The sequence below is a fragment of the Janthinobacterium svalbardense genome, assembly GCF_002327145.1.
GTDB lineage: Bacteria > Pseudomonadota > Gammaproteobacteria > Burkholderiales > Burkholderiaceae_D > Janthinobacterium > Janthinobacterium tructae.
The window spans coordinates 4,785,934-4,799,548 of the sequence record NZ_CP023422.1; the positions used below are offsets into that span (position 1 = coordinate 4,785,934).

11 protein-coding genes and 4 tRNA genes are annotated in these 13,615 nt (G+C 61.7%); 3 read left to right on the forward strand and 12 right to left on the reverse strand.

Going from position 1 to position 13,615, the window contains the following annotated elements; genetic code table 11:
• The first annotated feature begins 210 nt into the window (after window positions 1-210).
• A complete protein-coding gene (locus CNX70_RS21225; protein WP_244198899.1) occupies window positions 211-594 on the forward strand; it encodes a hypothetical protein in 384 nt (127 codons plus the stop codon).
• Between the two features lie 152 nt (window positions 595-746).
• On the opposite strand, the gene CNX70_RS21230 is transcribed toward CNX70_RS21225, so the two are convergent.
• A tRNA-Asn gene (locus CNX70_RS21230) sits at window positions 747-822 on the reverse strand.
• Between the two features lie 257 nt (window positions 823-1,079).
• On the opposite strand from CNX70_RS21230, the gene CNX70_RS21235 reads away from it, so the two are divergent.
• Window positions 1,080-1,787, forward strand: coding sequence for a GntR family transcriptional regulator (locus CNX70_RS21235; RefSeq protein WP_096236786.1), 708 nt, complete (start codon window positions 1,080-1,082; stop codon window positions 1,785-1,787).
• Window positions 1,788-1,869: 82 nt separating this feature from the next.
• Here the strand turns inward: CNX70_RS21235 and CNX70_RS21240 are convergent, their stop codons facing one another.
• The 10 genes from CNX70_RS21240 to CNX70_RS21285 all read right to left on the reverse strand — a co-directional run bounded on the left by CNX70_RS21240 (window position 1,870) and on the right by CNX70_RS21285 (window position 10,320).
• Complete coding sequence (locus CNX70_RS21240; protein ID WP_096236789.1) at window positions 1,870-3,168, reverse strand: NCS2 family permease; 1,299 nt, start codon at window positions 3,166-3,168, stop codon at window positions 1,870-1,872.
• Window positions 3,169-3,243: 75 nt separating this feature from the next.
• Entirely contained in the window at window positions 3,244-3,645 is a 402-nt protein-coding gene (locus CNX70_RS21245; RefSeq protein ID WP_096236792.1) for a GtrA family protein, read from the reverse strand.
• Window positions 3,646-3,900: 255 nt separating this feature from the next.
• Window positions 3,901-5,361: a c-type cytochrome gene (locus CNX70_RS21250; RefSeq protein WP_341865527.1), complete on the reverse strand. Its 1,461-nt coding sequence runs from the start codon at window positions 5,359-5,361 to the stop codon at window positions 3,901-3,903.
• On the reverse strand, window positions 5,358-7,016 hold the full coding sequence (locus CNX70_RS21255) for a GMC family oxidoreductase (RefSeq protein ID WP_096236795.1): 1,659 nt from the start codon (window positions 7,014-7,016) through the stop codon (window positions 5,358-5,360). The genes CNX70_RS21250 and CNX70_RS21255 overlap by 4 nt, the downstream gene beginning before the upstream one ends.
• On the reverse strand, window positions 7,013-7,672 hold the full coding sequence (locus tag CNX70_RS21260; RefSeq protein ID WP_096236798.1) for a sugar dehydrogenase complex small subunit: 660 nt from the start codon (window positions 7,670-7,672) through the stop codon (window positions 7,013-7,015). The genes CNX70_RS21255 and CNX70_RS21260 overlap by 4 nt, the downstream gene beginning before the upstream one ends.
• A gap of 404 nt (window positions 7,673-8,076) precedes the next feature.
• Window positions 8,077-8,152 (reverse strand) — tRNA-Asn (locus CNX70_RS21265).
• A gap of 88 nt (window positions 8,153-8,240) precedes the next feature.
• Window positions 8,241-8,567: a Dabb family protein gene (locus CNX70_RS21270; protein ID WP_096236802.1), complete on the reverse strand. Its 327-nt coding sequence runs from the start codon at window positions 8,565-8,567 to the stop codon at window positions 8,241-8,243.
• Between the two features lie 123 nt (window positions 8,568-8,690).
• A tRNA-Asn gene (locus tag CNX70_RS21275) sits at window positions 8,691-8,766 on the reverse strand.
• Between the two features lie 132 nt (window positions 8,767-8,898).
• Window positions 8,899-8,974: transfer RNA gene (locus CNX70_RS21280), tRNA-Asn, on the reverse strand.
• A gap of 131 nt (window positions 8,975-9,105) precedes the next feature.
• Window positions 9,106-10,320 carry an amino acid aminotransferase gene (locus CNX70_RS21285; RefSeq protein WP_208624452.1) on the reverse strand — a complete coding sequence of 405 codons (1,215 nt, stop codon included), beginning with the start codon at window positions 10,318-10,320 and terminating at the stop codon, window positions 9,106-9,108.
• A 112-nt stretch (window positions 10,321-10,432) separates the two neighbouring features.
• Between CNX70_RS21285 and uvrB the strand changes: the two genes are divergently transcribed.
• Entirely contained in the window at window positions 10,433-12,520 is a 2,088-nt protein-coding gene (gene uvrB / locus CNX70_RS21290) for an excinuclease ABC subunit UvrB (protein WP_096236805.1), read from the forward strand.
• Window positions 12,521-12,653: 133 nt separating this feature from the next.
• On the opposite strand, the gene CNX70_RS21295 is transcribed toward uvrB, so the two are convergent.
• The gene (locus CNX70_RS21295; RefSeq protein WP_244198900.1) at window positions 12,654-13,604 is read right to left on the reverse strand and encodes an alpha/beta hydrolase; all 951 of its coding nucleotides are present in this window, start codon (window positions 13,602-13,604) and stop codon (window positions 12,654-12,656) included.
• Window positions 13,605-13,615: the final 11 nt, after the last annotated feature.

Sequence of the window (13,615 nt, forward strand, 5' to 3'; positions counted from 1 at the left end):
GTGTTTGCGCCAGCACAAGTTAGCGCCGTTTTTCCGGTGGTGCGGCGCGCTTTTTGCCCGCGCGTTTGCCTAGAATGGCTTACTCCAACAGCATGGAGCAGGCGGCTACCTTATCAGCCAGGACGTGACACTGGCCGTCACGGCAACAGATAGGGCGTCTTGCCGCACGACGACAGGCGCGGCATCCAAACTATCGATCAGGAGACCATCATGGATATGAAAGTAGAACATCGCACCGGCAGCAACCTGGCACTGGAAGAAACCGATGCGCCGATGGAGCAGGAAGGAAAAAGCGCAAAAGGCGCGGCCGCACAGGACTTGAACCTGAGCGCCGCCGCCTTCACCACCTATTACGTGTGGACGGCGAATGGCGTGCATCCTTCGGTCAACTTCGCCAATGCCAACGTGAAGGCCAATTCGCGCGTATTGCTCAACATCAGCGAGTATGGCGCGACTCCCCAGGACCGTTTTATTGGTTCAGCCCGCATGGCCGTGTACAACATCGCGCCGTACAACGGCGGCTTCCGTGCCTGGGTGGATATCTCGTGGGGCAGCCCGCTCAAGGTGCGTTTCGACGTGTTTGTCGATCCCTGATCCGGGAAACACTGCGCGTGCCCCTGCCACCAGCAGGCCGGCACCACGCATGTCGTTAAGACACTGAAGGGAGGGCAAGCGTGAACGGGAAACCGTGCGCGCAAAACAAAAGGGCCACGTGTTGCCACGTGGCCCTTTGCTACTGCTTGTTCTGGCTCCCCGACCTGGACTCGAACCAGGGACCTGCGGATTAACAGTCCGTCGCTCTACCAACTGAGCTATCAGGGAAAGGAGGCCGAATTATATACGTCAAAATTTCTCATGTCCAGTTTCAATCTGCATGGCCAGCAAAATACGCCGCCAGGGAACCAGCCTTGCCAGGCGGCTGCGTCCGTCTGCGCGGCGCCACGCAAGATAGTAGAATAGCCAAGCCTTGCCGACACGCAAGGCGCTAACGGCATGCCGGCAGCGGGCGTCGACCACCCCGCTGCCAGCATGCGCTTGCAAGGCTCATCCTTGCCCCTGGCTGACTGCTCTCACTCGACATGACAGAATCAAGCGCATCCCTGGTGGACAAGCCCGGCAGCGGCGACAGCTCGGCGGAAATTGCCGAGCATATGGCGGCCGCCATCGTGGCGCGCCAATTGCCGCCCGGTACGCGGCTGCGCGAAGAGGCGCTGTGCCGGCTGTATGGCGTCAGCCGCACCAAGATCCGTGCCGCCCTGCTGATCCTGTCCAAAGACAAACTCATACGCATGGTGCCCGACAAGGGCGCCTTCGTCAGCCAGCCGACCGAAGCGGAAGCGCGCGACATCTTCGCCGCGCGGCGCATCATCGAAGCGGCCCTGGCGCGCGAATTCGTCGCGCGGGCCAAATCCGCCGACTACCGTATGCTGGAGCGACACCTGAAAGCGGAGCGCCTGGCGCTGGCACAAGCGACGCCGCTGCGCTCGCAACTGCTGGGCGACTTCCACGTCTTGCTGGCCGACATCGCCGGCAACGCCGTGCTGCGCGATATCGTGCGCGAACTGGTGGGGCGCAGCTCGCTGATCACCATGCTGTACCAGTCCGGCCACGCTGCCGCCTGCTCGTACGACGAACACGGCCGCTTTCTTGAGGCGGCGCGCAGTGGCGACGCAGACCTGGCGGCGCGCCTGATGGTCGAGCACCTGGCGCATGTGGAAGCAGCCTTGCGCTTCGATGGCAGCGCCGGCGACACCAAAAAAGACCTGGTGGCGGCGCTGCTGATGTAAACCGCCCCATCAAAAAAGGCCGCCGATGCGGATGCACGGGCGGCCTTGTCATTGCGCCGGCAACTGCTTGCCAGCAACCGGGCTATTCGCCCAGGTAAATAAACTTGAACAGGAAGATGGCGGCGATGATGTAAGCCACCACGGACACTTGCTTGCCCTTGCCCGTCAACAGTTTCAATACCGCATAGGTGATGAAGCCGAACGCCACGCCGCTGGCCACCGAATAGGTAAACGGCATCATCAGCGCCGTGATGGCGGCTGGAATGCTTTCCGTGCTGTCATCCCAATCGATGAAGGTCAGTTCGCGCAGCATCAGACACGCCACGTACAGCAGTGCTGGCGCCGTCGCGTACGGCGGCACCGTGTGCGCCAGCGGGGCGAAGAACAGGCTGCCCAGGAACAATAGCGCGACGGCCACGGCCGTCAAGCCCGTGCGGCCACCCGCTTGCACGCCGGCCGCGCTTTCCACGAAAGCCGTGGTGCTGGACGTGCCCAGGCAGGCGCCGGCGGCAATCGCCGTGCTGTCGGCCAGCAAGGCCTTGTTCATGCGTTCCATCTTGCCGTCTTTCAACAAGCCAGCACGGTTGGCCACGCCCATCAGGGTGCCCGTCGCATCAAACAATTCCACCAAGAAAAACACCAGCACCACATTGACGATGCCGATCGACAGCGCGCCCATGATGTCGAGCTTGAACAGGGTCGGCTCGATGGCGGGGGGCGCAGAGACGATGCCGTTGAATTGGTTGCCGCCAAAGAAGAAGCTGGCGATGGTGATGGTGAGGATGCCGATCAGAATGGCGCCCGGCACTTTCAGGCGGTCCAGCGCGACGATGATGAAGAAACCGAGGATGGCCAGGATGGGCGCAGCCTGGTGCAAATCGCCCAGCGCGATGATGGTGGCCGGGTTCGATACCACGATACCGGCGCTTTTCAGCGAAATGATGGCCAGGAACAGGCCGATACCGACCGTGATCGCCGTGCGCAGCGCGGGCGGGATGCTATTGATGATCATCTCGCGCACCTTGAACAGGCTGACCAGGATGAACAGGCAGCCGGAAATGAAGACGGCGCCCAGCGCCACTTCCCAGCTCATGCCCATGCCCTTGACCACCGTGTACGAGAAATACGCGTTCAAGCCCATGCCCGGCGCCAGCGCGATCGGATAGTTCGCGTACAAGCCCATGATCAGGGTGCCGATGGCGGCTGCCAGGCAGGTGGCAACAAAAACGGCGTCTTTCGGCATGCCCGCGTCGCCCAGGATGGACGGGTTGACGAAGATGATGTAGGCCATCGTCAGGAACGTGGTCAGGCCGGCCAGCAGCTCCGTGCGCACATTGGTCCCATTGTCCTTCAGTTTGAAATAGCGTTCCAGGAACTGCATGATTAACCCCTTGTTTTGGTAAAACCGCGCGCCGGGTCTTGGCCCAGGCGCATCTTTTTTTCTTGCAACAACTGTTTACTTGGTCGTTACGCTGGCCGGCTTGAAGGCCCACCAGCGGCTGCCCGCAAAATTCCAGACCAGCCCGATACCGGTGGCCAGCACCTGCGCCAGCCAGTAATACCAGCCCAGCTGGTGTACCAGCAGCCACATCAGGCCCGTATTGATGCACCAGCCGATGCCCAGCAAGGTGAAATACTTGGACGCCGCCTCGCCATGGCCCTTGTCGCTTTTAAACGTGAAAAAGTAATTGAGGAGGTAGTTGACGACGGAACCCAGGATGTAGCCGATGCCGGAAGCGGCAGCGGCGCTGATGCCGGCCCATTCCACGCCGCCCCACAGCACGCTGTATTGCACGGCCGTGCCGGAAGCGCCGACGGCGGCGAAACGCAAAAATTGGTGATGCAGGGAATGGGACATTGTCAATTTTCAAATGAGCGAAAGCAGGATAGTGCCAGAATAAAAAATGGCTACGATTGCTCGTAACCATTTTTCAGCCTGCATTTTACTGCAAGTTGCGCCCAACGTTCATATTCGCCGCCGATTCGACACTTACAACGCCTAACAAAACCGTAGCGAGCGGAAGGAAGTTGTGGTTGAGAAGCGCAACTGTACGAAGGTACAGTGAGCATCGCAGACCGCAAATTACGACGCGCAGTAGGTTTTGATAGGCGTTCACCCCTGGCGCCGGCGCAGCCATACAAACAGCGCGATCAGCAGCAAGATGCCCACGATGCCGCCCGGCAGCATGAACGGCTGCATGCTCGCCAGCACGGGCTTCTCGCCACCGCTGCGCGCCTGCGCCACGTAGGCGGGCGTGACGGACACATCCGGGTTGCCGTACTGCTTCAGCACGTAGTTGGCGATCGAAGCGATCTGCTCGTCCGTCAATGGCTGCACGTAGGAACGCTGGTCGAAACGGGGCATGAACGCTTCGTGCTCTTCCCCTTCGATCTTGCGCTCGACGCCAAACAGCATGGCCGAAACCAGATTGGCCGGCGTGTTGCCGCCCGTCGCCGTGTTGTGGAACAGGGCCGGATAGGCCTGACCCGTGCTGCCGGCGCCGCTGGCCGAATGGCAACTGGCGCAATAGCCGGAAAACAGCACGGCGCCGCTATTCAGGGAATGGTGCTCGGTGGAACTGGCCATGCCGCGCAGCGCAGCTTCTTCGCTGGCGGCGCTGCCGTGGCTGAAAGCAGCCTTGGTCTGTCCCGGCGCGCGCACGGCCGGCACCGTGCGCAAGTACGCCACGATGGCGGCCACGTCATCATCGCGCAAAAATTGCAGACTGTTCTGGATGGCTTCGGCCATGCCGCCCGCTGCCTGCCCCTTGCCTTCCACGTGGCCCGTCTTCAGGTAAGCCGTGAGTTCTGCATCCGTCCAGGCGCCGATGCCGCTGACCTTGTCGGACGTGATGTTCGGCGCATGCCAGGAACCGAGCGACGCGCCGGCCAGGGTCTGGCTGCCGATTTCGGCCATCAGCGCGTTGCGCGGCGTATGGCAGGCACTGCAGTGCGCCAGGCCTTCGGCCAGGTAGGCGCCGCGGTTGATCTGCGCGCTCTTCGCCGGATCGGGCACGAAGCGTTTATTGTCGAGGAACAAGGTATTCCAGCCCAGCATGGACAGGCGCACGTTGAACGGGAATGGCAGGGCCGTCTGGCGCGCCGGTTCATCGACGGGCTGGACGGCCTGCATGAAGTAGTAATACAGGTCGCCCACGTCCGCATCCGTCAGCATCGCATAGCTGGTGTAGGGCATGGCCGGATACAGATGGCTGCCATCGGCGCGCACGCCGTCACGCAGCGCGCGCGCAAAGTCCGCTTCGCTGTAATGCCCGATGCCGCCTTTTTTCGACGGCGTGATATTCGTCGCATAAATCGTGCCCAGCGGCGAATCGATGGCGTAGCCACCCGCATACGGCTTGCCGCCCGCTGCCGTATGGCACGCCATGCAGTCGGCGGCGATGGCCAGGTAGCGGCCACGCTCCAGACGTGCATCGGGCTTGCCGACCACGGGGGCGGCCGGGCGGTCCGGCGTCAGGGTGGCGGGTGGCGCCGGCGGCACAGGTGGTAAAGCACGCGCGGCCAGCGGCAAGCCGGCCGCCAGCATCAGACTCAGTAACAAACGGCGCATCATGCTGCCTCCCTTGCCAGGGTGCGGGCAATGTCGTCGGCCGCGCGCAAGCCGAGCGCGGCCATGCTGAGGGTGGTGTTGACGACGCTGGCCGACGGCATGGCGCCGCCGCCCGGCAGCCACAAATTGGCATGGTCGTGGGCGCGGCAATTGCCGTCGACCACTGAATCGGCGCGGTTCGAACCCATGATGACGCCGCCCATGATGTGGTTATTCGCATTCAGGCTGTCGGTGATATGGAATTCCACGGCGCCGAACAGCTTGCCGATGTGTTCGAGCTGCGCATGCGCAGCCTTCGCGCCATGGCGCACGTAATCGCCCACGTCATAATAAATGTCAGGGCAGGCCAGGCCCAGCGGGTCCTTGCGCGTCTTGCTCAAGGTCAAGCGGTTGTGCGCCTCGGGCAGCGGTTCCAGGCTGATCGACAGGTCCACGCCAAACGCGGCGCGGCGGCGGATTTCATCGTCGAGGTCCTTGCCCACCAGGCCCAGCTTCAAGGATTGCTGCGTGGCAGGCCCCACCCTGGTGATATTGTTCAGGATCATCTTGTTGGCCGAATACTGCGCGCGGAAGGCACCGTCGCGCGGTCCCACCAGGCAGCTGCTCTGCGCGGGGCCACGGCCCGTCCAGATCGGTTCATTGGCCAGGAAGGTACAGTGGAAGCCCGAGTGATCCATCATGTTGCGACCGACCTGGTCCGAACTGTTGGCGATGCCGTTCGGATTATTCTGGTTGGCTGCCAGGAGTAAAAGGCGCGGCGTCTCGATGCCGTTGCAGGCGATCACGAAGGCCTTGCCCGTCGCCATGTGCGACTGTTTTTTCGCGTCATACCAGTGCACGGCCGTCACGCGGTTGTTCTGGTCCGTGTCGATGCGGTAGACGACAGCCTCGGCCAGCACACTAGCGCCTTTCAGCTCGGCCCGCTCCACATGGTGGATGCCGTTGTACATGGCGCCGATGGGGCAGATCGGCTGGCAATTGTTATTGCCGCAGCAGGTGGGACGGCCCTGCCATGGGCGCGTCGAGCGGCCTTGCGGGATCGGCACGGAGCGGTAGCCGTGCGGGTTGACGACTTCGGCGAAGCGCTTGTCGCCATAACCCCAGGGTACCATGTCCATCGGGTACGGTTTGCTGCGCTCGCTGGGCGACTGCTGCGCCGGATCGTTGGGGCCGGCCACGCCCATTTCCTGCTCGGCGCGGCAATAGTACGGTTCCAGCTCAGCGTAGGAAATGGCCCAGTCGCGCCCTACCCCGTAATCGCTTTTCATGCGCATGTCGGTCGGCAAATGGCGCCAGCACGACGCGGCCCAGTGCCAGGTCGTGCCGCCCACCGTGCGCAGATAGCCCTGCTGGAAACTGCTGCCGCTGGGGCCGGACAATTCCACATAGTTGTTCTTTGGGAAATACAGGGGCGCGGGCGCATTGTCCGCCTGCGGATACAGGCCCTGGAAGTCGGAGCCGACGCGGTTCTCGAACGGCATGTTGCGCCAGTTTTCCACGGCTTGCCCCCGCTCGATGCGCAAGCCCGCTTCCAGCATGATCACGGAATGGCCTAGCGCGGCCAGCTGGTCGGCCATCATGGCGCCCACGACGCCCGTGCCGACGATGACGACATCGGCGACGACGTCGCCATTACTCTTGAATTGCGGTGATTTCATTTTGCTTGCTTGCCTTTCGGTTCGGGAGTGCCGGTGGTAGCCGGGGCCGGTACGGGTTTCGGCGCCACGGGCGCGGAGACGCGTACGGCCGGCGGCGCCTTCAGCCACCACAGGGGGCCGTAATTGCAATACGTGGGCACGACCTGGCCATCGGCCACCGTGCGGTACATCAAGGCTTCCGCATACGCGACGACGATGGACTTCGTGCCCTGCGCCGCGTTGCCGGCGACCGTGCCCGTGTACCAGGCGGCCACGATGTCCAGCGCCAGCTCACGCAAGCTGGCATCGGCAGCGGTGGCGGCCGCCAGCAGCGCCTTGGCTTCCTGGCCCGTGACGAGCAGCGCGCCCAGCCGTGGCAAATGATCGGCAAAGCCGGGCACGTTGCTGCGCATGGCTTGCTCGATGCGCGCCGCCGTACCGGCGGACAGGTCGCGGTGGCCCGTAATCGTTTGCGACAAGGTATAGAACAGCATGGTGGCCGGTGCCAGGCCGGTCGCCGCAGCGCTGGCCGGCGCCTGCATGGCGGCGGACAGGGGATTGCTCCAGAAACCGGCCTGCGCCAGCAAGGCGGCCAGACCGATCAGGGCGTGGCGGCGGCTGATGCGGGGAAGGGATGAAACGGATGTTGCAGATGGTTCGCTGCCTGGATGGTTCATGAGACTCCCGCAAGACTTGTTGTTTTGTTGACTTGGATGATTGCGTTACATTGCATTTGCGCATAAATGGAACCGGTTCCACATTATCCTACATAACTAAATTGTTTGCCAATGGAGTATAAAAGTCGCCATTGTGGTGGGCAATTGGTGAGACACGGCCTTCGCCGCCGCGTGGCACTGCGCCACGCCCGATGATCTGCGGCAGATGCCGGCCGGGCCTGCCCTCGTCGAAGAATTGATCGCCATGCAGCGGCGCATGCAGTCGCATTGCCAGCCAAGCCGAAGGACCAGGCAATCCCCACCGCCCAACGGCCTCGGCACGGCCCGCCATGCGCAAATAAACAGGCGCGCAAAACGCAAAAAGCCCAACCGTTCAAGGCTGGGCTTTCTGCTACTACATGTTCTGGCTCCCCGACCTGGACTCGAACCAGGGACCTGCGGATTAACAGTCCGTCGCTCTACCAACTGAGCTATCAGGGAAAAGAGGCCGCATTTTATAGGGTAAATTTTGCGATGTCCAGATTTCCCCCGAAAAAGGTGCATTTTTCTGCCTCACCTTGCCCGGCGGTCAGCCAGGATGCTCTTGCGGATAGTAGTCAAATACCAGCACGCGGCCCAGCCATGGCTTGAGCTGTTCGACAAAGGCCATGTGGGCCGGATGGGTCAGATACACGTCGCGCGCGCCGGCATCGTCGAAGGTCAGGGTAAAGCAATCGGTAAAGCCATCATCGAGGCCTTCCGGGCTGACGTTCGGCCCCCATTCAAATTGCCGCACGCCGGGAATGCGATGTTTCAGCTGGGAAAATTCGTAGACGAGCTCGGCATGTTTGGCGGAGGTGATGCCATCGAGGAAGTCGCACAGGACGATATGGCGCAAGGCGGAGGTACAAGTCATGGGAAGGGGCTCCTGAAGTGATGCATTCAGGATAGCGCAAAATGCGATCACGCACAGGCCAGCCCTGCTGACGGCGCCGGAAAACAAAAAAGGCCATGTTTTTCAACATGGCCTTCCGAATTCTGGCTCCCCGACCTGGACTCGAACCAGGGACCTGCGGATTAACAGTCCGTCGCTCTACCAACTGAGCTATCAGGGAAAAGAGGCCGTATTATATAGGTCAACTATTCAGATGTCCAGATTCCCATAGGGAAATTCCACTTTTGCCACCACTCGCGCCTGCGTCGAAAAACAAAAAAGGCCACGTTTTTCAACGTGGCCTTCCGAATTCTGGCTCCCCGACCTGGACTCGAACCAGGGACCTGCGGATTAACAGTCCGTCGCTCTACCAACTGAGCTATCAGGGAAAAGAGGCAATATTATATGTCGGTTGCTTCGTATTTGCAAGACTCGTACTGCATCTCGACAAACACGGCCATCGCCGACTTTCCACTGCCATCAGCGCCACACTTGCATGCAGCGCCGAAGAAGCAAGATCTTAAAGCACTTTGGCGATCGCGTCAATGACGATGTCGATATTGCGCGAATTCAACGCTGCCACACAGATACGGCCCGTGTCGACGGCGTAGATCGATTGCTCGCGCAGGGTCGCTACCTGCTCCTTGGTGAGGCCCGAGTACGAGAACATGCCGATTTGCTGGCGCACGAATTCGAAGTCGTGGCCTGGTGCCTTGACCTTCAGTTTTTCCACGAAGGCATTGCGCATTTCACGGATGCGCACGCGCATGCCGGCCAGCTCCTCTTCCCACAACTGGCGCAGTTCCGGCGTGGCCAGGACGGTGGCGACCACCTTGCCGCCGTGTACTGGCGGGTTCGAGTAGTTGGTGCGCACGACGCGTTTCAATTGCGATAACAGACGGGACGCTTCGTCGGCGCTCGATGCGACGACGCTCAGGGCGCCCACGCGCTCGCCGTACAGCGAGAACGATTTCGAGAACGAGTTCGATACCAGCAGCGGGCCGCCCGCGTCGGCAAAGCGGCGCACCACGGCGCCGTCTTCGGCGATGCCGTTGGCAAAGCCCTGATAGGCCATGTCCAGGAACGGCACCAGGCCGCGCGACGTCACGACGGCGATGATCTGGTCCCACTCGGCCACGCTCAGGTCGGCGCCGGTCGGGTTGTGGCAGCAGGCGTGCAGCACGACGATAGAGCCGGCTGGCATGGCGTTCAGGCTGGCCAGCATGCCGCCGAAGTTCACGCCATGGGTGACGGCATCGTAGTAGGTGTAATTATTCACGACGAAACCGGCGCTTTCGAACAGCGCGCGGTGGTTTTCCCAGCTCGGGTCGCTGATGTAGACTTGCGCACCCGGCGCGAAGCGCTGCAGGAAGTCGGCGCCGATCTTCAGTGCACCCGTGCCGCCGATGGCTTGCACGGTGATGGCGCGGCGCTCTTGAATAACGGCGCTATCGGCGCCAAATACGAGTTCTTGCACCGCCTTGTCGTAGGCAGCCAGGCCTTCGATCGGCAGATAGGTGCGTGGCGAAGCCTGTTCGATCAGGATGGCTTCTGCCTTGCGTACGCAAGCTAACAGAGGCACTTTACCGTTGTCGTCATAATAGACGCCAACGCCCAGATTGATTTTGGCGGGATTCTGGTCCGCGTTAAATGCTTCGGTGATGCCCAGGATCGGGTCGCGTGGGGCCATCTCGATGGCGCTAAACAGACTGGCAGAAACAGTTGGGTTCGTCATGATAAGATTGGATTCGATTGGAAGCAGGTTCACAGCGGAGTTGTAGACAGCGCCCCAAAATACAACGCCAGGGCCGCCAGCAGAGCACTATTCTAACAAAGGTCTGATTCACATGCCCGAATTATCTACCGCCAGCGAGGCGGAAAGCGCAATTATCTCTTTCCCGGATTCCCCCTTCAAGCTGCACCAGCCCTTCTCTCCGGCCGGTGATCAGCCGGCGGCGATCACCCAGTTATCCGAGGGCATTGCCGATGGCCTGGCCTTCCAGACCCTGCTGGGCGTGACCGGTTCCGGCAAGACCTACACCATGGCCAACGTCATCGCGCGCATGGGCCGGCCCGCCATCGTCTTCGCCCCCAACAAGACGCTGGCGGCGCAGCTGTACAGCGAATTCCGCGACTTTTTCCCGCAAAATGCGGTCGAATACTTCGTCAGCTACTACGATTACTACCAGCCCGAAGCCTACGTGCCACAGCGCGACCTGTTCATCGAAAAGGACTCGTCGATCAACGAGCATATCGAACAGATGCGTTTGTCGTGCACCAAGTCGCTGATGGAGCGGCGCGACGTCATCATCGTCGCCACCGTCTCGGCCATCTACGGTATCGGTAACCCCAACGAATACCACCAGATGATTCTGACGTTGCGCGTAAAAGACAGAGTCAGCCAGCGCGACGTCATCGCGCGCCTGATCCAGATGCAATACACGCGCAACGAAGTCGACTTCGGCCGCGGCACCTTCCGCGTGCGCGGCGATACCATCGACATCTTCCCCGCCGAGCATGCGGAACTGGCCGTGCGCCTGGAAATGTTCGACGACGAGATCGAATCGATCCAGCTGTTCGACCCGCTGACGGGCCGCGTGCGGCAAAAAATCCCCCGCTTCACCGTGTACCCGGGTTCGCACTATGTGACGCCCCGCTCCACCGTGCTGCGCGCCGTGGAAACCATCAAGGACGAGCTGCGCGAGCGCCTCGAGTTCTTCCGCAAGGAAAACAAATTGATCGAAGAACAGCGGATCGAGCAGCGCACGCGCTTCGACCTGGAAATGATGGCCGAAATCGGTTTCACCAAGGGCATCGAGAACTACTCGCGCCACCTGTCCGGTGCGCTGCCGGGCGAACCGCCGCCGACCCTGGTCGACTATCTGCCGCCCGACGCATTGATGTTCCTCGACGAGTCACACGTGCTGACGGGCCAGCTGAGCGCCATGTACAACGGCGACCGCTCGCGCAAAACGAACCTGGTCGACTATGGCTTCCGCCTGCCATCGGCGCTGGACAACCGGCCCTTGAAATTCGAGGAATTCGAACAAAAGATGCGCCAGACGGTGTTCGTCTCGGCCACGCCGGGCGACTACGAAAAAAACCATTCCGACCAGGTGGTCGAGCAGGTGGTCCGCCCCACGGGCCTGGTCGACCCGCAGATCATCGTGCGCCCCGCCAGCACGCAGGTGGACGACCTGATGTCGGAAATCGTCGAGCGCATCAAGAAGGACGAGCGCGTGCTGGTGACCACGCTTACCAAGCGCATGTCGGAGCAATTGACGGAATACCTGGGCGACCATGGCATCAAGGTGCGCTACCTGCACAGCGATATCGAAACGGTGGAGCGCGTGGAAATCCTGCGCGACCTGCGCCTGGGCACTTTCGACGTGCTGGTGGGGATCAACCTGCTGCGCGAGGGCCTGGACTTGCCGGAAGTGTCGCTGGTCGCCATCCTCGACGCGGACAAGGAAGGCTTCTTGCGCTCCGAGCGCAGCCTGATCCAGACCATCGGGCGCGCCGCGCGTAACCTGAACGGTACGGCGATCCTGTACGGCGACCGCATCACGGACTCCATGCGCCGCGCCATCGACGAGACGGAACGCCGTCGCGCCAAGCAGATCGCTTTCAATACGGCCAACAACATCATCCCGATCGGCGTCAAAAAATCGATCCGCGAAATGATCGACGGCGTCTACAGCCCGCAGGAAGCGCGCGACAACCTGCAAGTGGCGCAGGAAGCGGCGAAGTTCGAAGCCATGAGCGAAAAGCAGGTCAGCAAGGAAATCAAGCGCCTGGAAAAACTGATGCTCGACCACGCCAAGAACCTGGAGTTCGAAAAGGCGGCGCAGGTGCGCGACCAGTTGCACATCCTCAAGCAGCAGCTGTTCGGCGCACCGGGCACGGACAATGTGGCGTCGATACTGGGCAAATGAATACCACGCCATGCGTAGGTCGGATTAGGCCCTGTGGGCCGTAATCCGACAACATTGTTGGCGCTGGTAGTGGTGTCGGATTACGCGGCCTTGCCGCTAATCCGACCTACGCGGCGACCCGACCTGCCGGTTTTCAACGTTCCTGAACAAACGCCGTCACTGCGTCAACCAGCGCGGGCGCCAGCGGCAACGCTGGGTCGCCATACGACGGCATCTGCTGCGCCAAATCGCCACTGACCATTTTCAATACATGGTTCATGCCCGGCACAATCACCAGTCTGGCCGCCGGTGCGGCGGCCGACAAGGCCTGCGCATCGGCCACCGACACCTGCAAATCGGTCGCCCCCTGCAGTATCAATACCGGCATGCGCAAGGCACCTACCGCCGCGCGCGGATCGACCTTCAGCGATGAAATCAGATACGGCTGCACCGAAGGCCGGTACAGCGCCAGCAAGGCTGGCGGCACGTCGCTTACCCGCTCGCCCCGCTTAAGCGCCAGCAGGATGCGCTCATTTTGCGCATACAGGTCTGGTGGCAGACGCGGCTTCAATTGTACCCGCAGGATATCGTCGAGCGCCTTGCCGGCGCCGGCAATCAGCACACAGCCATCAAGCTGCGCTTTCTGGCAAGCCACCATCGCGATCAGCGCCCCCTCGCTATGCCCGGCCATCAGCACATTCGTAAAGCGCGGGTCGGCGCGCAACTGACGCAACCACGCCGTGGCGTCATCGATATAGTCGTCCAAGCGCAGGTCGGCTTCGCGCAACCCAGCCGATGCACTGGCGCCGATCCCGCGCTTGTCATAGCGCAGCGTAGCGATGCCATTGCGCGCCAGCGCGTCGGCCAGCATGCGCAACGTATTATTCTGGCCCGGCAGCATGGCGCTATTGCCATTGCGATCGGTCGGACCGGAGCCCGCATGCAGCAGCACCACTGGCACTTTCCCTTGCCGATCCGGCATCGACAGCGTGCCATGCAAGACGCCACCAGCCACCGCCAGCGCCACCTCCTGTTCACCTCCAGTGGTGGCGCGTACCGGCAAGCACACCATCAAGACCAGCATTCCCAGCATCCATCGCAACATCACCCCCTCCT

What these genes read in the sequence shown, in the direction of transcription:
- CNX70_RS21270 (WP_096236802.1), bottom strand. Translation starts at nt 8,567, where the DNA reads ATGACTTGTACCTCCGCCTTGCGCCATATCGTCCTGTGCGACTTCCTC.
- CNX70_RS21245 (WP_096236792.1), bottom strand. Translation starts at nt 3,645, where the DNA reads ATGTCCCATTCCCTGCATCACCAATTTTTGCGTTTCGCCGCCGTCGGC.
- CNX70_RS21235 (WP_096236786.1), top strand. Translation starts at nt 1,080, where the DNA reads ATGACAGAATCAAGCGCATCCCTGGTGGACAAGCCCGGCAGCGGCGAC.
- uvrB (WP_096236805.1), top strand. Translation starts at nt 10,433, where the DNA reads ATGCCCGAATTATCTACCGCCAGCGAGGCGGAAAGCGCAATTATCTCT.
- CNX70_RS21260 (WP_096236798.1), bottom strand. Translation starts at nt 7,672, where the DNA reads ATGAACCATCCAGGCAGCGAACCATCTGCAACATCCGTTTCATCCCTT.
- CNX70_RS21255 (WP_096236795.1), bottom strand. Translation starts at nt 7,016, where the DNA reads ATGAAATCACCGCAATTCAAGAGTAATGGCGACGTCGTCGCCGATGTC.
- CNX70_RS21285 (WP_208624452.1), bottom strand. Translation starts at nt 10,320, where the DNA reads ATGACGAACCCAACTGTTTCTGCCAGTCTGTTTAGCGCCATCGAGATG.
- CNX70_RS21240 (WP_096236789.1), bottom strand. Translation starts at nt 3,168, where the DNA reads ATGCAGTTCCTGGAACGCTATTTCAAACTGAAGGACAATGGGACCAAT.
- CNX70_RS21250 (WP_341865527.1), bottom strand. Translation starts at nt 5,361, where the DNA reads ATGATGCGCCGTTTGTTACTGAGTCTGATGCTGGCGGCCGGCTTGCCG.
- CNX70_RS21295 (WP_244198900.1), bottom strand. Translation starts at nt 13,604, where the DNA reads ATGTTGCGATGGATGCTGGGAATGCTGGTCTTGATGGTGTGCTTGCCG.
- CNX70_RS21225 (WP_244198899.1), top strand. Translation starts at nt 211, where the DNA reads ATGGATATGAAAGTAGAACATCGCACCGGCAGCAACCTGGCACTGGAA.